The following is a 23,406-nucleotide window of genomic DNA, read 5'->3' as shown; positions in this document are numbered from 1 at the left end:
CTTTCTGCCATCAATGGAACCCTGTACCAACTACCCTTCTACTCCTTATCTTTGCCCACTATGGCAAAAAAAGTACGTGTTCGTTTTGCGCCCAGCCCTACAGGTGGTCTGCACCTGGGTGGTGTGCGCACAGTTTTATACAATTACCTGTTTGCCCGCCAGCATGGGGGCGATTTTGTGCTGCGTATTGAAGACACCGACCAAACCCGCTTTGTACCGGGGGCGGAAGAATATATTATAAACTGTCTGAAATGGTGTGGCCTGAACCCTGACGAAGGTCCACATGTAGGTGGAGAATATGGCCCTTACCGCCAAAGTGAACGCAAGGCGATGTATCGCAAATATGCCGAACACCTGGTGCAAACCGGCCATGCTTATTATGCTTTTGACCGGCCCGAAGAATTGGAGACAATGCGGGAACGCTTCAAAACGCCCGAAAATCCTTCCCCCCAATACGATCACACCGTACGGTCATCCATGCGCAATTCCTGTTCTCTTACGTTGGAAGAAACAGCAACCCTGCTGGAAGATGGTGTGCCCTATGTGATCCGGATCCGGATGCCGGAAAATGAGACCGTCACTTTTACCGATATGATCCGGGGTGAAGTAAGTTTTCATACCGGCCTGGTAGATGACAAAGTGCTGTTGAAGGCAGATGGTATGCCTACCTATCACCTGGCAGTGGTAGTAGATGACTACCTCATGAAGATCACCCATGCTTTCCGCGGGGAAGAGTGGCTGCCCAGCGCCCCCGTACACGTATTGTTGTGGAAATACCTGGGCTGGGAAAAAGAAATGCCTCAATGGGCGCACCTCCCGCTGATCCTGAAGCCCGATGGCAATGGCAAGTTGAGTAAGCGCGATGGCGACCGCCTGGGATTCCCGGTATTTGCCATGAACTGGAACGACCCTAAGACCAACGAACAAACCAAAGGTTTCCGGGAACTGGGTTTCCTGCCCGAAGCTTTTGATAACCTGTTGGCGATGCTGGGTTGGAATGACGGCACGGCCCAGGAAATATTTACCCTGGAAGAGTTGATCCAAAAGTTTTCCATGGACCGCGTACACAAAGGCGGCGCCAAATTCGACTACGAGAAAGCCAAATGGTTCAACCACGAATGGATCAGGAAACTACCGGTGGAGCATTATCGTGCTGCAGTAAAAGGCTTACTGGAAGAAAAAGGACTTGTTATTACTGATGAAGCCTATCTCGATAAAGTGATGACATTGGTGAAAGACCGTTGCACTTTGTTGACGGATTTCTATGAGCAATCGAAGTTCCTGTTTGAAACACCGGCCCAGCTGGACCTGGATGCTGTTAAGCCAAAGTGGAATGATGATAAAAAAGCATTTTTCTTAGCGGCGAGCGACGAGCTGCGGGCTGCGGGCAGTTGGAAGGCAGCAGATCTGGAAGCTTCTTTCAAAGCATTGGCTACCCAAAAGAATATTAAACCTGGTGATGTATTGATGCCCCTGCGTGTAATGCTGGTGGGTGGTAAATTCGGACCAGGTGTATTTGATATAGCGGAGTTGATCGGAAAAGAAGAAACGGTGAAGAGGATCAGTAACATGTTACAACAACTGTAAAGCTCCGAGCCACGAGCTGCGAGCTGCGAGCGAATACAGGTACAAATCCAATACTAAATTCAATGCTTATGAGAAACTTTAAAGATCTTAAGATCTGGCAGAAGGGATTTGATATTGCTGTACGATCATTTAAGCTATCCACCACTTTCCCTAAAGAAGAAAGGTTTGGTTTGTGTTCACAGGTTACAAGATCAGCAGTGTCCATTCCTTCAAATATTGCAGAAGGTAGCAGTAGAAACAGTGAGAAGGATTACAGCCGGTTTGTTGAGATTTCTTTAGGCTCAAGCTTTGAATTGGAAACACAATTGTTGATCGCAAAGGCAGCAAACCTTGGTGATAACGCACTAACTAACGAATTGCTTCAGCAGGTAGACGAAGAGCAAAAAATGCTCATGAGTTTCCTGAGCAAGCTAAAAAAATAATTGATTTGCCACAAGCGGCCAGCTTGCTCCTCAAAGGAAAAGCTCAGGGCTCGCAGCTCGTAGCTCACAGCTCGTGGCTTTCTTCTAAACCAGCTATATGAATGATAAATTAAACAGGCCGGTACGGGTATTGGTGGCCAAGGTGGGCCTGGATGGCCACGACCGTGGTGCAAAAGTGATTGCCACCGCCCTGCGCGATGCCGGTATGGAGGTCATCTATACGGGCTTGCGCCAAACACCTGAGATGGTCGTCAATGCCGCCTTGCAGGAAGATGTGGATGCCATTGGCATCAGCATTCTCTCAGGCGCCCACATGACGGTATTCCCCAAGGTCATCCAACTCATGAAAGAAAAAGGCATGGATGATGTACTGCTTACCGGCGGTGGTATCATTCCCGAAGACGACATGCAGCAATTAAATGAGATGGGCGTTGGCAAATTGTTTGCCCCCGGCACCTCCACCCATGATATTGCCAGTTATATCACCACCTGGGTTAAAGACCACCGGAATTTCTGATAACTGCCCGCCTCAACAGGTGCTAAAACGCAGAGCCCCTTACCTGCCTCCACCGGAGGACCGGCAGCGCAGGAAGGGAACCCTGGTGAGCGGAGGGATTAAGCTCTAAAAGTGAGCTAAGAAAGAATAAGGATCGACGAGGTGTTTTCCGGTAGCACCCGGATGGGCACTACGGCACCAGTAACAGGTATATTCTCTGCAGCTACCATCGTATGCACCTGCTGGTACAACAACCTTTCCTGCAAGCGGATCATTACCCACAATTGCAGTTCCACATAACCTTTCAACAATTCATATTTTGATTCAATCTCAATGATCCTTGCATGAGCTGGCACACCTTGCTGCAACATGATCCGTTGTTGCTGCAATTGACCATACACCAGTTTACGTTTTCGGCTTCGACTTCCTATATTCCACCAGGCATTCACTGTTTTTCATTTTTATGGTTTAAAAACGGGGACCTCCTACACTTTAGCCGCATAGAAGTAAGTAGTAACGCCACTTACCTTCTTACCTTTTCGGGTGATCAATTTTAAGGGCAACCCCTCGTCATCAGTCTCGTACTCAAAATTGAATGAATAGTTCAGCTTACCATTCCCGGCTACAGAAGTGATCTTCTTTACCAGGTGTTTACTGACATTACCTACCATGTGATTGATATTCTTTCTGAACTTAAAATCTTCCAGGCCAGTAAGGTTATTTTTTCCCGTGTAGTATTCCAGCTCTTTGGTATTGTACAATTCATTGTTGTACCAGGTGCTGATCCTGATAGCATCGCCTGCCTCATACTGATAGATAATAATGTAGATGCCCGCTTTTCCATAGTCCCGGTACTCTTTCACCAGGTAGCCCTGGTCATCGTATTCAAACCGGTGCAGTACCGTATCTGTGCCGTGATCTGCATAACCTACGATCGCAGTGCCTTCGGTCAACCTGCCGGCACTGTCCAGCCTGCCTTTGAAGGCATATACAATGCGGTTGTTGGTTTTGGAATATTCAGTGAGGAGTATACTATCTGTTGAGAATTGAAAGCGGTTCAGTTCCGCATTGTTTTCCATACTGGTGATATGACCTTGACTGTCTTTTCCTAATCTTGTAGAAGAAGCACTATCACCCGTGCTTTCCCATTTTACTAAACTTCTTTGTATCACCGGGTTTTCCCGCTGTACTTTCGAACGCATACAAGCCATGTACCCCGTCAGAGACAATACGACCCCACAGGCTATTAAAAGCCACTTCATAATAAAGGTTTAATGATGAACGATAGTTGATTGGTGGGTGCAAATGTACAGGCCTGCTTTATCGCAGAAATGGGCAAATGGGTGTACAGTCATTTTTAGCCAATAACAGGCGGTTTTTCTGATTGGACTGCATTTTACGGGCCATTCCGCACCCTTTACTAAATAGTAAGGCATTCCGCTTGCCGGCGCTTTTTACATATAACCAGCCTACCGATCTTTGTGTGGCTATTAAATACTTACAATTATGACATTGATCAACAAGTTGGTGGCAGCCATCCTCGCATGCGTGCTGCTGACTGCCTGTGAGGGGAAAACCCATATCGGCATTAAAAAAGACGGTGGCAATGGTATTACAACCTCCTGGACTAACCTGGAACCGGCAGAAGTGCTGCGTGTTATGAACGGAGAAACGGTATCACACAACCAGGTAGTGCTGGGCGAAAGTTTTGCCGTAATTAACCAGGGTGTTGAAGGACTGGTAGTGAAAGATGGTAAAGTATCTGTAGGTTGTTCCCTCACCATCACCGATAGCAGCGGCAAAAAGATCCTGGCAGAAAACGACCTGTTTCAGGGCAATGACACCTGGGATAAAGAGAAAGCCAGAGAACTGAAATGCACGATCAATACAGGCAAGCCCATGGACTGGCAACAGGAATACAAAATTGTGGTCACCTTCTGGGACAAGTACGGCAAGGGGAAATTAGAGAACCGGTTGACAGCCTATATAGAAGACATTCCTTAGATTTGAAAAAATCTTTGTCATGTACGAAACTTTGCTTGTAGAAGTAGAACAGCATATTTGTATTATTACCATCAACCGGCCCGATAAATTGAATGCCATCAACAAAACAGTGATGGAAGAGCTTAGCAAGGCGATTGATGAAGTATACAACAATACAAACATTAAATCGGCTATTATTACCGGTTCGGGCGGCAAGGCATTTGTAGCAGGCGCCGACATCACGGAATTCCAGGGCCTGAGCAAAGAGCAGGGAATGGCGCTGGCCAAGAAAGGACATGATATTTTCTTCAAGATAGAAAATGCACCCAAGCCCATCGTAGCAGCGGTAAATGGCTTTGCACTGGGAGGTGGATGTGAATTAGCACTATCCTGCCATTTTATGATCGCCTCCGACAATGCCAAATTTGGTCAACCCGAAGTAAACCTTGGGTTGATACCCGGGTATGGCGGTACGCAAAGACTGGTGCAGGTAGCAGGCAAAGGCCGGGCCATGGAGTTACTAATGAGCGGCAAGATGATCACCGCCAAAGAAGCACAGAGCTATGGCCTGGTGAATGAAGTAGTAACACCCGAAGCGCTGCTGCCCAAAGTAAAAGAGATTCTGCAAACCATTCAATCCAAGGCGCCTATCGCCATCGCCAATATCATTGAGTGCATTAACAACTTCGATCACACCCAAAAAGGATACGACCTGGAAGTGCAAAAATTCGGAGAATGCTTCGCGACTGAAGATATGCAAGAGGGTGCTGCTGCATTCCTCGAGAAAAGAAAACCAGTGTTTAAAGGCAAGTAGAATACAGTATACTGAATTGCTGCCGCGATTTGAACAAATTGCCAAGAGGCTTAAGGCGGGCCGCCCTGCCTGGCTGCCACGCCGCGCCGCAGGGCTACTCACCTTTGCCTCAAAAGAGCCATCAAAAATTATCCTGACTTTCGAAATTCTTACTTCACGAAGGGTGGGTCGCCCCTTGAGGGCGGCTCACCCTGATCATCTTATGGCTGCACTGCCTGCTTTACTTCCGTGGTATCGGTTGCCAATATCGGCACCTCGTATCCTCCGGGATCGATCTTTGCTTTGGGAAATGCCTGCTGCAATGCAGCGAGGTCTTCCTTTTTGATAGCCGATTGATAACAATAAATAGATTGCAGTTGATCAAGTCCTTTTAATTGCAGCAATCCCGCGGCTGTTATTTTGGTTCCTACCAGGTTGAGGTATTGCAGCTGTTTGAGTGACTTGAGTTGTTGTAACCCCGCATCCGTAATAGCGGTATGATCCAATTGCAGGCGGGTAATATTATTGCATTGGGCAATCGTTGCCAGCGCAGAATCGTTGATCGCAGGATTGCTTAGTTTTAGCCACACCAGTTGCTTCTTTACCGGCAACAGCAATTGCAGGTCTTTGCCCCTCGCGTTCACAGCCGTGATAAAATTGGCGGAAAGATAGTTGCTGTTCTGCGATACGGGCAGGATCACCACACCCAGTTCCCTGATCCTTTTCAAGGCGCTGTCATCAGCCCGGCTTACCGGTTCTGCGGGAATCTCCGGCAGGGCTTTCTTTTCTGTGGTAGTGTTTTGCAAGGCCAGCAGGGCTGGCTTCACGGCAGCCGGTTGCTCCAACTCCTTTACTTTTTTATCGAAGGAAGCACCTGAAGCGATCCACCAGTGTATCAGGGCTATTTCACTTTCCGTTAATTGAGGCTTTTCTTTAGGAGGCATATGGTCTTCATTTTCCCTGGGCAGCAACAGCCGTTTCATCAATTCACTTTCAGCCGCTTTGCCGGGCAACAAAGCCACTCCATTTTTACCCCCTTTCAATAACAGCGCCTGCTCATCCATCCGCAGCCCTCCTTTTTGTTTGTTCTTATTGTGACAGCTATAGCACTTCGTTTGCAACAGGGGTTGTATCACATCCTTATAAGCAGCCGCTTCCTGTACATTGGCAATAGCTACCCGCGCCGCCGTGTCAGGACCATTGCCCAGATCGGCAAAAGGCCGTGTAAGATAATCCGAACCGTGGGTGAGGGAACCGCCTATATGCCCTGTTATGGACACCAGCACGATGAGCACCAGCATCAAAGGCCCATGCCAGCGTGGCGCCCTATTCCGCTTGCGCAGAAAGTACAGGATGATGGCCACTACTGCCACACCGATCCCCATCCATTGGTGTTGGCTTACCAGCTGCTCATCATAGTCATCACTGCGCGACAGGAAATATCCCGTGATGCAGGAAATAACAGCACTGATCATGCCGATCAACAGCGAGATCGTGATCGCCTGTTCAAGGTTGCTGCCCGGCTTTCTCTTTTCAATGAACTGCAATACAGCAGCCAGCAACAGGATGCCGATAGGAAGGTGTACGAATACAGGATGGAAATGACCAATGAGTGAAAACATAGTGGAATACAAGCTGCGAGCTTTGAGCTACGAGCTGCGAGCTAAAACCCAAATGCGGCTCAAAGGGCTCAAAGCTCGTAGCTCGTGGCTCGTAGCTAATTTATGAATAACGTTTTCTTAAGAGTTGCATCATATGCACATTGATGGCCCACTGATCGGCCAAAGGCTGACGGGTATACGGCAAGGTGGGCATATAATCCGGCGGACCAAATTCGGTGAGGATCGTCAACGGTAAACCGGCTTTCTTTTTCTTTTCTACGATACTGTCCCACCAGGCGATATGCGCTTTCACAGCTCCTTCCCATTCCGGTGCACGGGGGTCGCTCACCTGCGGGCCTTCCGGATGGCCTACCCGCGCATGGATATGATCTGTACGTTCCAGCGCCATATTAACAGTCTCTACCTGGTCACCCAGCAGGCTTTCATGTACTGTGCACCAATGCGATATATCCAGTGTAAGGCGCAGGTCGGGCAGCTTTTCAATGAAATGCCGTGCTATGGAAGCAGCAAACAATATTCTTGAACGGTGCGACTCATGGTATATGCCGATACCTGTTTTTTTAGCCAACTGGGTGGTATGGTCAATAAAAGCTTTGTTCTGATCGAAGGAAAAATAATCACGACCTGCATGACAATTAATGTACAAGGGACGCTGTGCCGTATTACCGGCAGCAGCATCCACCGATGCTTTAAACTGCGTAAGGTGTTCCTGCCAGTTACTGGATGATCCGCCGCAGAGGAAACCAACTGCCAATCCATGCTTTTTCAAGGCAGTAAATAATTCCTGCTGACCCGCAGCATCTCCCGGCCACCACAATTCTATACCATCATATCCTTCTTTTTTTGCCTTGGCGCAAAACTCATCCATGGTGCCCCGGAAGCCCCAATTGGTGGCCATTATTTTTAAAGAGAATCCCTGGGTGGTTTGGAAGGCCGGCTTGTCCATCGCCAGGGCTTCAAAGGAGGTCAACATCATGGCAGCGCTGGCAGATGCGCCCATTCCAAAAAACTTTCTGCGGGTTAAAGGCATTAGTCTCGATTTAGTTATTACAAAATACGGTGTGAATTTTTCTCTTTTTGATTTCCCATTAATCAAAAGCTGCGAGCCTTGAGCTGCGAGCTACGAGCTAAATACAAAAACAGCTAATCGCTAAAAGCTAACAGCTAATACCTAACAGCTAACGCCTATGCTATTATCTCTTCGATCACCCTGCCATGTACATCCGTCAGGCGGAACGGCCGGCCCTGAAACTGGTAGGTGAATTTCTCATGATCAAATCCCAACTGGTTCAATATCGTAGCCTGTATATCAAATGCAGTGGTTTTACCACTGATGGCACTGTAGCCAATTTCATCTGTTTCGCCAAAGCTCGTTGCCTTCTTAATACCACCTCCGGCCATCCAGATGGTGAATGCTTCTACGTGGTGATCGCGTCCTTTGAAAGGATTTTTCTTGCCATCACGGTTTTCCATCATCGGCGTTCTGCCAAATTCACCACCCCATACGACCAATGTATCTTCCAGCAAACCACGTTGTTTCAGATCAAGCAGGAGCGCCGTGGTGGCTTTGTCTACCTGCCTGCACTTATTGATAAAGCCTACATCAATAGCCAGGTTGCTATCCGTACCATGACTATCCCATCCCCAATCAAACAACTGTACAAAACGCACCCCTTTTTCCACCAGCTTACGCGCCAGCAATACATTGTTGGCATAGCAGGACTTGCCCGGCTGTGTGCCATACATATCATGAATGTATTGTGGTTCGTCGTTGATGTTCATGACCTCCGGTACAGATATCTGCATACGGTAAGCCATTTCATATTGCGCAATGCGCGATAAGGTCTCCGGGTCCTGGAACTCCGCATACTGTTGCCTGTTCACTTCATTAATAGCATCAATGGAAGCTTTGCGCAGGTCACGGTCCATCCCTTCCGGGTCTTTGATAAACAATACCGGATCACCTTCACTGCGGCATTGAACGCCCTGGTACACGCTGGGCAGAAAACCACTGCCCCATACACTTTTACCGGCATCCGGAAATTTACCCCCGGAGGTGAGCACCACAAAGCCGGGCAGGTTCTGGTTCTCCGTTCCTAATCCATACGTAGCCCATGATCCAATGCTGGGCCGCCCCAGGCGGGGAGCGCCCGTATGCATCAGCAGTTGTGCAGGCCCGTGGTTAAACTGATCTGTCGTCACTGCTTTTAAGAAACTCACTTCATCCGCCACCGTTGCAAAATGCGGCATATGGTCCGATACCCAGGCGCCGCTTTGCCCTCTTTGCTTGAAGTTGGCCTGCGGCCCCATCATTTTGGGAACACCGCGAATGAAAGCAAATTTTTTTCCTTCCAGCAAAGAAGGCGGACAATCCTGTCCGTCCAGTTTCATCAGTGCCGGCTTATAGTCGAATAATTCTAATTGTGAGGGAGCTCCCGCCATGTGCAGGTAAATAACAGACCTGGCCTTACCGGGAAACAAAGGCAGTTTGGGCGCCAGCGGGTTGGCCGCATCAAATACCGTACTGGCTGCGGCCTCTTCTTTGCCTGTACCACAACCACCAAACAGCGAACCCAGTGCCAGCGCACCCAATCCCATGGCGCTTTCTTTCAGAAAGTGACGCCGCGTAAAATAATGACAGGCCCTGGCATTGGCTTCATTAAGCAGGCGTTGATTATGTAGTTCTTTTTGTGTCATGTTGATAATGGATGCGTGCTAGTTTTTGGTGATCAGTTCGTCGAGGTTGAGCATCGCATTGGCAGTAACTACCAGTGCGGCTGTTTCCGGGTTATTGTGTTCATTCATTTCACCAATGATAGCACAGGTTTTGTCTTTATCCTGCTGATAAGTTTGCAATGCTTCCTGGTACAGCTTGGAAAGAATGGCCAACCTTGTTTCAGTGATCGGCTTATACATCGCCAGTTCATATCCTTTGCTGATCTGCTGCTTTACATTGTTGCCAGCCTGTTGCTGCATACGGTAAGCAAGGTGCCGCGCCATTTCGAGATAGGCTTCGTCATTCAGCGTTACCAGCGCCTGCAAAGGTGTATTGGTGCGGATGCGCCTGGAAGTACATACTTCCCGCAACGCACCGTCGAAAGTGATCATAGAAGGGTAAGGCGCTGTACGTTTCCAATACGTGTAGATTGCCCGGCGATGCGCATTGTCTCCTGTGGCATTTCTCCATTGCGCCCCATTCCAGGGTGATAGCCAGATACCATCCGGTTGAAACGGAAATACCGCAGGGCCATACATCGTTGCACTCATCAGTCCACTGATGCACAAAGCCTGGTCCCGCACTTGTTCCGCAGACAACCGCACACGGGCACCTCTTGCATATAATTTATTATAGGGATCTTTTTCCTGTAACTGCGGGTTTGTTTTAGAATCCTGCCGGTAAGTGGCAGACAATACAATTTCGCGCATGAGTTTTTTAAGGCTCCATTTATATTGGTGCATCAACTCGTAAGAAAGATAGTCCAGCAGCTCACGGTGTGTGGGCTGTATACCTTGCGTACCCAGATCTTCCAGCGTTTCCGCCAGGCCACTGCCAAAGAATTGCTCCCATATCCTGTTTACCATCGTACGTGCCGTAAGTGGGTTGTCATCTTGCGTAAGCCACATGGCCAGGCCAAGCCTGTTGCGGGGCGCTTTCACCGGAAATGGGTTGAGTGCATGTGGTACATCCGGCGTTACCGTTTTACCTTTTACCAGCCAGTTACCACGCTCAAATACCTGCGAGGTGCGGTGCATGTCCGCAGGATTGTCCATCATGATCGGCGTGGAGGACACTCCTTTATTGAGCAGGCCCCACCAACGTGCTTCATTTTCTGCATAACCGGGCTGACCTTTACCGGGAAAAGGCGCCGTGAAATGAAACCAGTCGAAGGTCACGCCGCTGGCTTCAGGTTCTTTGAGACTATTGCTGGAATAAGTTAAATAGAGTGGATGCACACCGGCAGTAGCTGGCAGTTCAAAACGATTGATCTGCCATCCCTGCGTAGGCGGCAATACGATCTTTTTAATGATGGGACCTGTAGCACTGTCGAGGCGCAAACAAAGTATGCCATCTTTTAGTCCTGTGGAATAGCGAATGAGCAATTGCGTTTTGTCCTGCAGGTTCACTTTATTCAGCCGGGCAATGGCATGGTTGCGGCAGGTAAGCCACTTCGTATCAGCCAGCGCACTATTTACCAGCACATCAGCTGTGAGCGAGTGAATGGAAGGCTCCCAGGTCTTTACAAACCGCTCCCACTGGCTCGCTACTTCTTTAGAGGAATATTTCGTGGCCCAGTTGACCATCGTGGCCAGTTCCTGCTTCATCGAATCAGTAAAATGACGCAGCAGCGGGTAATCCTCATATGTATCCTCATCACGCGTATCGTTGAAGAAAGCCATGAACTTATAATACTCATCGTGCGTAAAGGGATCATAAGGATGACTATGGCATTGCACGCAGGCAAACGTGGTGCCCATCACGCCCTCCCAGGTGGTATTCACCCGGTCGAGCACCGCCGAAGTACGGAACTCTTCATTATCCGTACCTCCTTCATCATTCGTCATCGTATTGCGGTGGAAGGCCGTGGCAATATATTGTTCATCGGAGGGATCGGGCAGCAGGTCGCCGGCTATTTGTTCTGTTAGAAAGACATCATAGGGCTTGTCTGCATTGAATGCCTGGATGAGCCAGTCGCGGTAGCGCCAGATATTACGCCCCGCATCACGCTCGTAACCCTTCGTATCGGAATAGCGGGCCAGGTCGAGCCATACGGCCGCCCATTTTTCTCCGAAATGGGGAGAGGCCAATAAAGTATCTACCAGCTCATCATAAGCATTAGGTGCTTTACTTTGTAAGAAACGTTGCGCTACAGCCTCTGTTGCCGGCATGCCCGTGAGGTCAAGACTTACCCGCCGCAGTAAAGTGGCTTTGTCTGCTTCGGGCGATGGCTTCAGCGATGCCGCTTCCAGTTGTTCATAGATATAATGATCGATACCATTGCGGGCGCCGGGGTAAGCTGTAGCAGGAACAGTGGGTTCTTTTACCGGTACATAGGCCCAGTGATCGCCCCACACAGCGCCTTGCTTTACCCAGGCCGTTAACGTGCTGATCTCTGCTTCCGTTAAGGGCTCATGTTTATAAGGCATACGCTCTTCCGGATCTTTGAGGGTGAGGCGGCGGATCATATCACTTTGATCGGGGTGGCCGGGAATGATAGCAGGCTTGCCCGATTCGGTATTGGCCAATGCTTCCGAGCGGAATAACAAACTAAACCCTCCCTGGCGTTTAACCCCGCCATGGCAGGAGATACATTTTTTATTGAAGATGGGTTTTACTTCCGTGTTGAAGTCGATAGCACGGCTACGCGTGCTAAAGGTGAATACCAGTATGGCTACCAGCAATACGGCAATAACCAGCAATGTTTTCTTTAAAGCAGGAGCAATCATAATGGGAACCGTTTGGCTGACGCTTAAAGTTAGCAATAAATCCTGCTGCCTCATCCATCCCGAAACTTATTATGCGCAATCGTTTGTATTTTTTTTGATATATTACCGGTTTATTTTTGTTCATATGGAGAAAAAGCTTCCTACCATTAAAGAAATTGCGCAGCGCCTGAGTATTTCCATTTCTACCGTATCGCGCGCATTACACGATCATCCCAGCATTGGGCTGCGTACCCGGCTGGCTGTGAAGAAGATGGCTGCCGAATTGAATTATGAGCCCAATCAAACGGCTATATTCTTCAAGCAGCGCAAAACCTTCACCATCGGCGTTATTCTGCCCAACCTGCGGGAAGAGTTCTTTTCTTCTGCTATCAATGGTATTGAAGCCATTGCCCTGCCCAACAATTACATTGTATTGATCGGCCAGTCACATGATGATATAGAAAATGAAAAGAAGATACTGGAGACCATGAAGAAGCACCGGGTAGACGGCATATTGGCCTCCATCTCCAAGAATACCACCCAGTTTGATCACTTTGAACAAATGAAGAGCTACGATATACCCGTGGTATTTTTCGACCGTGTACCCGATGTACCCGATGTACATTCCGTAAGCTGCAACCTCTACCATAGTTCTGTGGAAGCCGTTGAATTCCTCATTGGCAAAGGCCATAAGATCATCGGCTACATGCAGGGACCTCCTACCCTGGGTATTAAAAATGAAAGGCTGGCAGGCTATTATGAAGCCCTCAAAAAGCACAAATTGCCCGTAGATGAATCCCTCATCGTAAGCACAGACCTTTCCACCCAAAGCACCGAAGCAGCATTGGACCTCCTGCTCAGCAAGAAGAAAAAACCCACCGCCGTACTGGTATTCAATGATTATGTGGCACTGGACGCCATCCATTATGCCCGCCAGAAAAAACTGCGTATTGACAAAGACATCAGCTTTGTAAGTTATGCCAACGTATCCGTCACCCGGTACCTCGATTACCCGCCCATCGCCTCCGTAGAGCAGTTTCCCTACGACCAGGGCGCCCGTGCTACAGAATTGTTATTCAAACTATTGGATAGCAAGACCAACCGCCAGGAATTCCCATACGAGAACGTGGTATTAAAAAGCGAATTAATCGTGCACTAAAGCGTAATCCGCCTACCTTTGCCCACAAATTTTTTTGTTATGGATTATCGTATTGAAAAAGATACCATGGGCGAGGTGCAGGTGCCTGCCGATGCTTTATACGGCGCACAGACCCAACGCAGCATTGAGAATTTCAAGATTGCACAGGATATCAACAGGATGCCGAAAGAGATCATCCGTGCTTTTGCCTACCTGAAAAAAGCCGCCGCCATTACCAATTTCGAGGCAGGTGTATTGCCTCAGGAAAAGGCTGACCTGATCGGTCAGGTTTGTGACGAAATACTGGCCGGCAAACTGGACAATTCATTCCCCCTGGTGGTTTGGCAAACCGGCTCCGGCACCCAGTCCAATATGAACGTAAATGAAGTAGTAGCTTACCGTGGTCATGTGATCAAGGGAGGCAAACTAACCGATAAAGAAAAGTTCCTCCACCCCAATGATGATGTCAATAAATCACAATCATCCAACGATACCTTCCCTACCGCCATGCACATTGCGGCTTATAAAATGCTGCTGGATGTAACCATCCCCGGCATCGAAAAGCTGCGCGATACCCTCGCCGCCAAAAGCAAGCAATACATGCACGTGGTGAAGATCGGCCGTACGCACTTTATGGACGCTACCCCATTAACGGTAGGACAGGAGTTCAGCGGATACGTATCACAACTGAACCATGGATTAAAAGCCATTAAGAATACACTGGCCCACCTGAGCGAACTGGCCCTCGGCGGCACCGCGGTAGGTACCGGCATCAATACTCCTGCTAATTATTCAGAGAATGTAGCCAAACATATTGCAGCATTAACCGGACTGCCTTTTGTAACAGCTGAGAATAAATTTGAGGCCCTGGCAGCCCATGATGCGATCGTAGAAGCTCATGGCGCCCTGAAAACAGTAGCCGTGAGCCTGATGAAGATTGCCAACGATGTGCGTATGTTGAGCTCTGGTCCGCGCAGCGGCATCGGTGAATTGTTTATTCCCGATAACGAGCCCGGTTCCTCTATCATGCCCGGCAAGGTCAACCCTACACAATGCGAAGCGCTTACCATGATCGCAGCACAGGTATTGGGCAATGATGTGGCCATTAACATCGGCGGCGCTACCGGTCATTTCGAGCTGAACGTATTCAAGCCCGTCATGATCTACAACTTCCTGCACAGCGCCCGTCTCATTGGCGATGGCTGCGTAAGCTTCAACGATAAGTGCGCAGAAGGCCTGGCCCCTATTGAAGAGAATATTAAGAAGCACGTAGACAATAGCCTCATGCTCGTAACGGCTTTGAATACCAAAATTGGTTATTACAAAGCTGCTGAGATAGCCCAAACAGCTCACAAAGAAGGCACTACCCTCAAAGAAATGGCTGTGAAGCTGGGTTATGTAACACCTGAGCAGTTTGATGAATGGGTGGTACCAGCCAATATGGTGGGCAAGATCTAGCACTATACCAATCAAAGCGAATTACACAAAAAAAGACCCTGTATGTAACAACACATACAGGGTCTTATATTTACACAGAGAACCAGGAACTATAAGTTACTACAACTTCACTGCCACATTGGCCAATACATTCATCGGCATTTGCGGAGTGATGGTACCCTGACCAAGGAAGTATTGCTCATCCGTAATATTATCAAACTTAACACCCAGGCGGAACCTCCTTGTTTCATAAAACACAGTTGCGTTCAGCAGGGTATAGGAATCAAAAGTAAATACCCCGGTAGTAGCCGAATTGGCTGTCATGTGCTTACCTGTATAAGTACCGCCTGCACCCATGCCCAATCCTTTAAAGTCTCCCTTCAATATAGAATAGCTCACCCACAGATTAGCCAGGTCAGCCGGGCCCGCCGCAGCAGGTCGCCTGTCTTGCAGCGCTGCTGTTGTCTTCGTCAGTTTGCTGTTGTTGTGGGCATAACCGCCATTGATATTCAATCCTGGCAGCGGATTGGCATTCAGCTCAAATTCAATACCCTTGCTCGTTTGCGTACCGTCCTGCACCGTCACATTGTAATCAACCCCATTTTGCTTGTACACATCAGGGCGGGTAATATTATCCACTTTAATATCATAATAGCTGGCTGTAAAGTTCAGCTGGTTGTTAAACAGTTCCAGCTTCACGCCACCTTCAAACTGGTTGGCCTGTTGCGGTTTGAAGTTGCCAGACAACTCAGGGATGGGTTGCGTCACCGGCGCCACATTGCTAAATCCATTCATATAGTTACCAAATACCGATACCTGTTTTTTGATCACCTCATACACCAGGCCGAACTTGGGAGAGAAAGCCGTTTGTTGATAGTTACTGTTGGCCATCACCGCATTGGTAGCATGGTTGATGGTGCCCTTGCTGTCGAAACGGTCTACCCGTAAACTAAGCATCGCCAAAAGGTTGGGCGTAAGATTCACCACATCCGATGCATAAGCACTATAAATATAGGTGCTGCCGTGGTTTCTCGTAGGAGCAGCAGTGCTCGCCATGATCTTTTGATCCACCCCATATTTGGAGATCTTTGTATAATTCTTGTCATCATTCAACGTACCATTCACAAAATCATACACGATGTATGGTGAATTGTCATTATTTACCTTCAGCCGCAGGTAATCAATGCCCACCAGCAACCTGTTCTTAAATCCGGCGATCTTGAAATTGCCGGTAAAGTTCTGTTGGATATCCAGTGCCGTATTGATCGTATTCTGTAAAGACACATTCCGCTCCAGCGAATCATCCGTAGCCTTGCGGATAAACTGGTATTGGTAATAGCCATCCGATTTCCGGGTATTGCTGGAAATGACCGTTTGGGAGGTCCAGTTCTCCGACAATTTGTAGGTACCCACCGCACGCACATTCACCGTAGGTGTTTTCATCGTCAGGTCGTTACTTGTATAAGAACGTTTCCAATCGAAGTTCAACTCACCAGGCTCATGCGCCACAAAGGGACGGGTACGGTTGAGGAACACCGCTGAAGGACTGGTAGCCTCTGCACTGTAGAAATCAGCATTCAGGTTGATCTTGAGCCTTTCACTGGCACGCAGTTCCAGCGAAGGAGCCAGGAACATTGTCTTTTTGAAGCCGGCATCCTGCCAGCTAAGCTGGTGATGATAGGAGGCATTCAACCTGAAGAGTACAGTCTTTTCTTTATTGAGCGGCCCATAGATATCCGCCATCACCCGGTTGAGGTTAAAGCTGCCTGTAGTATAAGACACCTCTCCACCCAGTGTGTCCAGTGGCTTTTTGGTAATGATATTCACCATGCCGCCAAAGGAAGTCACAGCGCCGCCAAACAAAGTAGCAGAAGGCCCTTTCAATACCTCGATCCTTTCAATGGAAGCCGGATCATAATCGCCATTCGTTTGTCCGGGCACACCATCTACCATGGAAGCTTCTGTACGAAAGCCACGCAGTGAGTAGAAAGAAGCGCCATCCGAATTGATACCCCGACTGCCTTGTATTTTGTAAAGACCCGGTGCATTGCGCAGCGCACTGCCAAAATCGATCACCATTTGCTCGCGCAACAGGTTTTTAGGGATAGAGGTATACACCTGGGGATTTTCCAACCGGCTCAGCGGCATCTTGGCCACGGACTGGCTTTCTTTGGAATAGAATTTATTTTTTCTGCCCGCTATCACGATCTCTTCCAGGAAAGCGTGGTTCTCAGTAAGCCTGAAATCATATTCCGCAACTTCATTCTCTTTGATTGATATTTCCTTTTCTACCGGTTTCAGCTCTACCGAACTTACCCGAAGGATATAATTGCCAGGAGCGATACCGGTAATTTTGTATTCACCCAGCGTATTGGTGGTAGTAGCGTGCTTTTTACCTACCAGTACCACAGACACACCTTCTGCAGGCTGGCCATCCGAAGAATATACCTTCCCATGCAGGGTTCCGCCACCCTGCGCCTGCGCCAGGGAGCAGATCAATAAAAACGTACAACATAAAATCGTGGAGAGTAGCTTAATTTTCATGCGTGCAAAGGAAGATACTACCCCCTACTCCCACTTACGGAATCAGGAAATCGGCTTACGAAATGGGTAACTGTTTAGGGATTACTGCAAGATGATCTTATCCATCCTGATCTCTGACCCATACCCATTGAACAATTTCAGGATATATACCCCTCTTCTGTAACGACCCGTTTCAATAGTAAAGTTGTTCCGGGTTGTTTTTTCATCCAGGATCAGTTTACCGTTCATATCGATCAGCCGGTAACGGATAGGCTTCTGCACAGCAGGTTCCGTTTCCACCTGGATATAACTGGTGGCAGGATTGGGGTACACGCTGCTAGTATATTTACGGGGAAGGTTTTCAGGATGTTCACGGATAGGCAGGATGATGCCGGCATATTCAAATACCAGGATGGCTCCCTTATTCGTCATATTGGTCTGACTGGAGCCACTGGGCCCCGAGGTAGAACCAATACTATCTGTAATAATGTAAATTTTCCCATCCGGGCTCAGGGCTATATCCCTGTACCGGTTGACAGTTTTGAAATATTGGATCGAATCTCCAATGATCATATCTTTTGCGGCATTGAGCCGGTAGCGGAAAAGTGTTCCTGTGCGCAGGGTAGGCACCAGCAAAGAAGGGTACCAGTTAGGAATGCCCTTGCCGCTGTTAAGGTTATAATATTCAATACTCGAAGGTGCAATCGTAGGGAATTTTAACCACCCGTTGGCCAGTTCACATTGCGAAGCGGGTAATGGTGTACAAACTGTATAGGCTTTTACGAGCGGCTTTCTGAAATTCGCTTTTACATCGGCAGGTGCATTTTTCTCCTGCGTCACCACGGCGCCGGCAGGAACCTGGTAAGGGTTCTCATCATAGTTAATAGTGCAATTACTGGTAGAAGACCAGTTCACATATTGATAGTTTACTTCATCAGTGTCACCGGCAATATAGGGCCAGCCGTAATTACGACCACTTTCAATACTGTTTACCTCATCATCTGTATTAGGCCCATGTTCGGAACTGAATAATTTACCACCAGGTGTCAATACCGGAAATGTGGTGCCATTGGCAGGATTTTTCTCCCATACCAGTCCTTGCGGATTCCGGTGCCCGATCGTATAGATATGACTCTGCACACCATTCCACAATGGGTTATCATTGGGTATCGACCCATCCAGGTTGAGTCGCAATATCTTACCTGAATACAATGTATAAGTAGCATTATCTATATCTGTTTGCGTAGGGAGCTTCTGAGAACGGATCTCTGTACACCGGTTATTGAACTGGTTATTGCCCAGGTCGCCACAGGAATAATAAAGCTTATTATCCGCACCAATGATCAGGCGGCCCGTACTGTGATCTCCTCCGGCAGGAATGCCCTGTATCAAAATAGTAGGATTGGTCAACGAGGGACTAGCTCCGCCATTGTACTTATAACGAACGATCCTGATATTACTGGAAGTAGAACTATAGGCTACAAAAATGGAATCTTGTCCGGTACCCTTGCTAAACCCCGGATGCAGGGCAAGACCCAGCATGCCATTCTGCCCGATGCTGGTGGCAGCATACCCGGGAGGGCCGTTTCTTGTGATATTGAGGGCCACGCTACTACGTATATCTAAAATGATCTGCCTTACTCCCGTACCCGTATCCACCCGCAGGATACGACCCACTTTTTCAGTGATATACAGATGATCATCAGGCCCATACACTATATCAAAAGGATGGGCCAGCCGATAGCCGCCTGCACCTGGCTTTTCATTTAAAACAGTACGTGTAAAAGGTTCATTTTGAGCAAACGCGGAAAAAGAAAATAATATAAGAAAGCTTATTGGCAACAGGATAAGGTTTTTCATACACGGGATAGGTTTTGGTATAACGGGTTATTGATCTCGGCATTACGAAAATGGTAATTTTTTCCGTGCAAAACAATAGCTGAAACCCGCGCCAGCACTAGTATATATACGATTGTAACATTGACACCTATATTATATATTTACGCTTAACCATGGTACTCAAGGTACCCCCAAATCCAACCTTATGAAGACAAGTTTACTTTTAAAACCAATACTGATCTGCGTATGTTCATCAGTGCTATTCCTCACCTCGGCAGCACAAACAGCCAAGGTACTTACAGGTAAGAGCTATGTTAACATTACCAAAGGACTCAATGGAGGTACTATTGAACCAGGAGATACTTTAGAGATCCGCGCTACCATCGCCGTAGGTAATTTCGACGCCCGGTCGGTGAGCCGTGCGCATTATGTAGATACCATTCCCGCCAATACCACCTATATTCCGGGCACTTTAAAAATGCTCACCAATGAAGGTTTAGAATTCAAAGCTTATACCGACGCTCCCGGCGATGACCCCGCTTATTTTGATCCAGCAGGTTACCTGCGCATCAACCTGGGCAGCACCTTTAATGCCGGCGTTGACCTTGGAGGCGCCTGTAACAATACCACACCCTGGTCAGCACCCAATGGCGGATTGATCCATGCATCCGGACGCCCCTCTTTTTTTGGAGGCGTTTGTATTATTTCAGCCTCCTTCCGCATCAGGGTCAATCCTTCCATGACCTATGGAAGTTTCATCTATGTACATGGCGGTTCTTTTTATTTCCGCAACAATGGTACTAATGTAAATAGTCCCTGTAATGCTTACACCATTGCCCTCAAACAAAACACCGGTTTATGTGCCAATGCCATCGGCGCCAATGCAGTGATTGATTATGGCGGCACCTTTGGTACCGGCAATACCCAAAACAGGGCCACCTCAGCCATCGTACCAGGATTCCTTTTTCAAAGCGTGGCCGCTGGCCAACCCAATGATGGCAGCTATTCTATTGTCAACAACATGAGCCCCTCCGGCAATACCAATCCCAATTCGCCTATACCAAATGCTACCAACCGGGTACACGCCCGCTGGGATATCATGGGTGATCATACCGGCGCAACTGATCCTTTAGCAGGGAATTTGCCCGTGGCGCCCGGCGCTAATGGCGGTTACTTTGTGGCCGTCAATGCTGCCTATGCCAACAGTAATGCCATCCAGCAAACAGTAGGCGGCTTATGTCCCAATACCTACTACGAATTTTCAGCCTGGTTCAAAAATATCTGTAAATACTGCGCTTGTGATTCTACCGGCGATGGTTCTTACGGCCAATCGGGATCTACCTTTTTCCCCAATCCCAGTTTCAATGGTCCCGACTCTTCCGGTGTAAATCCCAACCTCACTTTTACAGTAGATGGAGTCGATTACTATACCAGTGGAAACCTGAAGTATACCGGCCAATGGGTGAAGAAAGGATTTGTATACCAGACCGGCCCTGGCCAAACTTCTTTTACCATCACCATCCGCAACAATGCAGCCGGTGGTGGCGGTAATGACTGGGCCATCGATGATGTGACCCTGGCTACCTGTACGCCCAACCTCGACCTGCGCCCCTCTCCTTCTTTACAGGTTTGCGTGGGTCATTCCATTGATATGTTTGCCAATATCCGCTGTTATTTTCCCAATTACATCCACTGGCGTTGGGAGAAAAGTACCGATGGCGGTAGCACCTGGAGTAATACAGGCGTGGGAGGTATAGGAACTCCTGTACTGAATGGCGGCGAATATGAATACCAGGCCCCCTATCCTACGTTCCCTGCCACTACTGCAGTAGACAATAGCCAGTACCGTGTGCGGATCGCTTCCACACTCAGTAACCTGGATGATAATAGCTGTTCTTTTGCGGCCACCACCATTATCACATTGACCACACAAAATTGTACCATATTGGTGCAAGCCGATATCCAGGCCTTTTCCGGCAGGGTGGTCAATGAACTGGCGCAGCTACAGTGGACCGCCTTCAATGAAGCGAATGGCACCAGCTATGAAATAGAGAGCAGTACAGACAAGATACACTTTACGAAGATCGGTACCGTTGATGGCAATCTACCGGGCACCAATACTTATCATTTTACCGATCCCCGCGAATTGATCACCACACGGTACTACCGTATCCGTATCACAGATGGAAAGACCAGTAAGTACAGCCGGATCATCCAATTGGCTGGTGGAAACCTGGAATTTGCAGTAAGATCCGTGGTGAACCCATTCAAGGACCAGATCAATATTGAAATGACGACCCCCGACAATACAGCCATCACCATTACATTGCTGGATACTTATGGCAGGGTGATCAAAAAAACGGCTGCTACTGTGTACAAAGGCTTTAATACCCTGTCCATTCCCAACCTGGAAAAAGTATTGCCAGGCGCTTACATTATGCAGATACAAAAGAATGACCAGATCGTCACAACGCGACTGATAAAGAATTAGCCGAAAACAGCTTCGAGCCACGAGCTGCGAGCTTCGAGCCCTGATCCGCGACAAATGCTCGCAGCTCGAAGCTCACAGCTCGAAGCTGGCTGTTCTAAAAACATTTATAAGAAAGTACATGCCTGATCTCCGACCCATACACTGATCCGTCGCCGGTTATATCGAAGCTCTTGACATAACCGTTAATGTCATACACATAATTGGTGAAGTTCGATACAACAGGCGCTCCAATGACCGCCCCTTTGTCATCATAATCTGTCCAGGTTGATTTGGTGGGCACATTCGCCGAGTTCTTGCCAAAATTGATCGCATTCTGAAACAGGAGTATCTCCGGATTGGTATGGAAGGAAAGGAAACCTTTTGCAGCCTTCGTAAGATCATATTGATAATCGATCACCGATTTTTCTCCGCCGATAATGTCGATGGTCACCTTGGTCAGGTTACCCCCTGCCCAGGTATACGTGTACACAAATACCGGTTGCGTAGGAAATACATCCAGCGCCAATGAGGCTTTCGACAGGTAACCATTGGCATCATAAGTATAGGTAATGATCACTGCCAGCGAAGTATCAACCGTTGGATCAGCAAAACCATGGAACTGGTTGATACGACCACCCGGCTCCAGGTCGAAATACTGCTTCGCATCCACATTGATCCGTGAAGCCGTATAGGTGAAATTAAATTCATTCTCCAGCGTCCCGGTCGTTTGGGAAGAACTGTCCAGCAACTGTGTTTTCGTTACCTGGTTCTGTGCATTAAAAAAGCTCGTGATAGCACTGATCCTGGCGCCGTTGCCCAACTCATAACTGGCCAGGTTGCTCAACTTACAGGTAGTTATACCGGGAGCGGCATTCATATTGATCTCCTTCGCCGTACAGCTGCCGGCTGTTACCGATACATTGCCCGAAACCGTATCTGTAGTACCGGCACAAACAGCTTTCCAGGTATAATCGCCGGCCGGCAGGGTATAAAAGGCCGTGCCCGCCGTACCACAGGAGGGAGCGGATGGCTGGAAGGTCGTAATGGTATCTTTTTGTCCGTTGACGATCACCACCATGGGAGTACCGGAACAACCCTGCTGGGCCCAAAGCATCAGCTGCCCGCTGCCCGAAGGGGGTGGGGGCACCGTATTAAATTTCCCGCTGAACTTACCATCTGTAATGGTCTTCACATTCCCGGACGTATCCTTTACCTCACCGGAAAAGGTGCCCGAAACACCCGAGGCGTCAATTTTGGTGATGGTAACAGAGAATTTATTGATGGCCACGGGATCATTGTTGTACAGGAGCGTGCCGTTGGAATAATATTCAAAAACGACCGTGGGTGTGCTATAAGTACCGGCGGTGAGATTGGCGCCAATGATCTCCAGGTAAAAATCATCTTTCTGGTCAGTCGAAACACCTTCCAGCACGAGGGAGGTAACGCCGCCCAGTGAACTGTAATAAGCCGTGTCTATGGGACCTTTGAAAGTGGCGCCTTCTTTAAACTCCCAGGCTTCCGGCCCCAGGGGGCCGCTACCACCATTTTCCAGGCTTTTCTCTTTCTTGCAGGAAGACACCACCACACCGGCCACTACAGCCAGTAACAATCCAATTCGTTGTATTTGATTCATATCCACGGGTTTAATAGTCAATAAAAGACCATTGACACC

The 23,406-nt window shown here is 48.4% G+C and carries 17 protein-coding genes; 8 read left to right on the top strand and 9 right to left on the bottom strand.

Features of this window, described 5'->3' with window-relative positions:
* The first annotated feature begins 60 nt into the window (after window positions 1-60).
* From gltX to D3H65_RS26600, 3 genes are all read left to right on the top strand, one after another.
* Entirely contained in the window at window positions 61-1,587 is a 1,527-nt protein-coding gene (gltX, locus tag D3H65_RS26610) for a glutamate--tRNA ligase (protein ID WP_119053210.1), read from the top strand.
* Between the two features lie 68 nt (window positions 1,588-1,655).
* Complete coding sequence (locus D3H65_RS26605; protein ID WP_119054671.1) at window positions 1,656-2,009, top strand: four helix bundle protein; 354 nt, start codon at window positions 1,656-1,658, stop codon at window positions 2,007-2,009.
* Between the two features lie 97 nt (window positions 2,010-2,106).
* A complete protein-coding gene (locus D3H65_RS26600; protein ID WP_119053209.1) occupies window positions 2,107-2,526 on the top strand; it encodes a cobalamin B12-binding domain-containing protein in 420 nt (139 codons plus the stop codon).
* Between the two features lie 116 nt (window positions 2,527-2,642).
* On the opposite strand, the gene D3H65_RS26595 is transcribed toward D3H65_RS26600, so the two are convergent.
* The gene (locus tag D3H65_RS26595; protein ID WP_162915827.1) at window positions 2,643-2,954 is read right to left on the bottom strand and encodes a hypothetical protein; all 312 of its coding nucleotides are present in this window, start codon (window positions 2,952-2,954) and stop codon (window positions 2,643-2,645) included.
* Window positions 2,955-2,990: 36 nt separating this feature from the next.
* The gene (locus D3H65_RS26590; RefSeq protein ID WP_162915826.1) at window positions 2,991-3,767 is read right to left on the bottom strand and encodes a hypothetical protein; all 777 of its coding nucleotides are present in this window, start codon (window positions 3,765-3,767) and stop codon (window positions 2,991-2,993) included.
* Between the two features lie 244 nt (window positions 3,768-4,011).
* On the opposite strand from D3H65_RS26590, the gene D3H65_RS26585 reads away from it, so the two are divergent.
* Both D3H65_RS26585 and D3H65_RS26580 read left to right on the top strand, forming a co-directional pair.
* Entirely contained in the window at window positions 4,012-4,509 is a 498-nt protein-coding gene (locus D3H65_RS26585) for a hypothetical protein (protein ID WP_119053206.1), read from the top strand.
* A gap of 19 nt (window positions 4,510-4,528) precedes the next feature.
* The gene (locus tag D3H65_RS26580; RefSeq protein WP_119053205.1) at window positions 4,529-5,302 is read left to right on the top strand and encodes an enoyl-CoA hydratase/isomerase family protein; all 774 of its coding nucleotides are present in this window, start codon (window positions 4,529-4,531) and stop codon (window positions 5,300-5,302) included.
* 200 nt (window positions 5,303-5,502) lie between these two features.
* Here D3H65_RS26580 and D3H65_RS26575 read toward each other — a convergent pair whose 3' ends face one another.
* The 4 genes from D3H65_RS26575 to D3H65_RS26560 all read right to left on the bottom strand — a co-directional run bounded on the left by D3H65_RS26575 (window position 5,503) and on the right by D3H65_RS26560 (window position 12,348).
* Window positions 5,503-6,915 carry a c-type cytochrome domain-containing protein gene (locus D3H65_RS26575; protein ID WP_245999597.1) on the bottom strand — a complete coding sequence of 471 codons (1,413 nt, stop codon included), beginning with the start codon at window positions 6,913-6,915 and terminating at the stop codon, window positions 5,503-5,505.
* Window positions 6,916-7,003: 88 nt separating this feature from the next.
* Window positions 7,004-7,933 carry a sugar phosphate isomerase/epimerase family protein gene (locus D3H65_RS26570; RefSeq protein ID WP_245999596.1) on the bottom strand — a complete coding sequence of 310 codons (930 nt, stop codon included), beginning with the start codon at window positions 7,931-7,933 and terminating at the stop codon, window positions 7,004-7,006.
* Window positions 7,934-8,088: 155 nt separating this feature from the next.
* On the bottom strand, window positions 8,089-9,600 hold the full coding sequence (locus D3H65_RS26565) for a DUF1501 domain-containing protein (protein ID WP_119053203.1): 1,512 nt from the start codon (window positions 9,598-9,600) through the stop codon (window positions 8,089-8,091).
* 18 nt (window positions 9,601-9,618) lie between these two features.
* On the bottom strand, window positions 9,619-12,348 hold the full coding sequence (locus D3H65_RS26560; RefSeq protein ID WP_119053202.1) for a DUF1553 domain-containing protein: 2,730 nt from the start codon (window positions 12,346-12,348) through the stop codon (window positions 9,619-9,621).
* A 124-nt stretch (window positions 12,349-12,472) separates the two neighbouring features.
* Between D3H65_RS26560 and D3H65_RS26555 the strand changes: the two genes are divergently transcribed.
* On the top strand, window positions 12,473-13,486 hold the full coding sequence (locus D3H65_RS26555) for a LacI family DNA-binding transcriptional regulator (RefSeq protein WP_119054669.1): 1,014 nt from the start codon (window positions 12,473-12,475) through the stop codon (window positions 13,484-13,486).
* Between the two features lie 39 nt (window positions 13,487-13,525).
* Window positions 13,526-14,923 carry a class II fumarate hydratase gene (fumC, locus tag D3H65_RS26550; protein WP_119053201.1) on the top strand — a complete coding sequence of 466 codons (1,398 nt, stop codon included), beginning with the start codon at window positions 13,526-13,528 and terminating at the stop codon, window positions 14,921-14,923.
* A gap of 99 nt (window positions 14,924-15,022) precedes the next feature.
* Here fumC and D3H65_RS26545 read toward each other — a convergent pair whose 3' ends face one another.
* Window positions 15,023-17,446, bottom strand: a complete 2,424-nt coding sequence (locus tag D3H65_RS26545) for a TonB-dependent receptor (protein WP_119053200.1) — start codon at window positions 17,444-17,446, stop codon at window positions 15,023-15,025.
* A gap of 81 nt (window positions 17,447-17,527) precedes the next feature.
* Window positions 17,528-19,285: a PQQ-dependent sugar dehydrogenase gene (locus D3H65_RS26540; RefSeq protein WP_119053199.1), complete on the bottom strand. Its 1,758-nt coding sequence runs from the start codon at window positions 19,283-19,285 to the stop codon at window positions 17,528-17,530.
* Between the two features lie 184 nt (window positions 19,286-19,469).
* Between D3H65_RS26540 and D3H65_RS26535 the strand changes: the two genes are divergently transcribed.
* The gene (locus D3H65_RS26535; protein WP_119053198.1) at window positions 19,470-21,755 is read left to right on the top strand and encodes a T9SS type A sorting domain-containing protein; all 2,286 of its coding nucleotides are present in this window, start codon (window positions 19,470-19,472) and stop codon (window positions 21,753-21,755) included.
* 94 nt (window positions 21,756-21,849) lie between these two features.
* Here D3H65_RS26535 and D3H65_RS26530 read toward each other — a convergent pair whose 3' ends face one another.
* Entirely contained in the window at window positions 21,850-23,367 is a 1,518-nt protein-coding gene (locus D3H65_RS26530; RefSeq protein WP_119053197.1) for a hypothetical protein, read from the bottom strand.
* Window positions 23,368-23,406: the final 39 nt, after the last annotated feature.

The organism is Paraflavitalea soli (assembly GCF_003555545.1).
GTDB lineage: Bacteria > Bacteroidota > Bacteroidia > Chitinophagales > Chitinophagaceae > Paraflavitalea > Paraflavitalea soli.
This window is presented reverse-complemented; position numbering and strand designations above follow the sequence as displayed.

Bases quoted from the DNA above. Each gene is read 5' to 3' on its own strand.
- D3H65_RS26585 (WP_119053206.1), top strand. From the start codon at position 4,012: ATGACATTGATCAACAAGTTGGTGGCAGCCATCCTCGCATGCGTGCTG.
- D3H65_RS26580 (WP_119053205.1), top strand. From the start codon at position 4,529: ATGTACGAAACTTTGCTTGTAGAAGTAGAACAGCATATTTGTATTATT.
- D3H65_RS26540 (WP_119053199.1), bottom strand. From the start codon at position 19,285: ATGAAAAACCTTATCCTGTTGCCAATAAGCTTTCTTATATTATTTTCT.
- D3H65_RS26545 (WP_119053200.1), bottom strand. From the start codon at position 17,446: ATGAAAATTAAGCTACTCTCCACGATTTTATGTTGTACGTTTTTATTG.
- D3H65_RS26535 (WP_119053198.1), top strand. From the start codon at position 19,470: ATGAAGACAAGTTTACTTTTAAAACCAATACTGATCTGCGTATGTTCA.
- D3H65_RS26555 (WP_119054669.1), top strand. From the start codon at position 12,473: ATGGAGAAAAAGCTTCCTACCATTAAAGAAATTGCGCAGCGCCTGAGT.
- fumC (WP_119053201.1), top strand. From the start codon at position 13,526: ATGGATTATCGTATTGAAAAAGATACCATGGGCGAGGTGCAGGTGCCT.
- D3H65_RS26600 (WP_119053209.1), top strand. From the start codon at position 2,107: ATGAATGATAAATTAAACAGGCCGGTACGGGTATTGGTGGCCAAGGTG.
- D3H65_RS26570 (WP_245999596.1), bottom strand. From the start codon at position 7,933: ATGCCTTTAACCCGCAGAAAGTTTTTTGGAATGGGCGCATCTGCCAGC.
- D3H65_RS26565 (WP_119053203.1), bottom strand. From the start codon at position 9,600: ATGACACAAAAAGAACTACATAATCAACGCCTGCTTAATGAAGCCAAT.
- D3H65_RS26605 (WP_119054671.1), top strand. From the start codon at position 1,656: ATGAGAAACTTTAAAGATCTTAAGATCTGGCAGAAGGGATTTGATATT.
- gltX (WP_119053210.1), top strand. From the start codon at position 61: ATGGCAAAAAAAGTACGTGTTCGTTTTGCGCCCAGCCCTACAGGTGGT.
- D3H65_RS26530 (WP_119053197.1), bottom strand. From the start codon at position 23,367: ATGAATCAAATACAACGAATTGGATTGTTACTGGCTGTAGTGGCCGGT.
- D3H65_RS26560 (WP_119053202.1), bottom strand. From the start codon at position 12,348: ATGATTGCTCCTGCTTTAAAGAAAACATTGCTGGTTATTGCCGTATTG.
- D3H65_RS26590 (WP_162915826.1), bottom strand. From the start codon at position 3,767: ATGAAGTGGCTTTTAATAGCCTGTGGGGTCGTATTGTCTCTGACGGGG.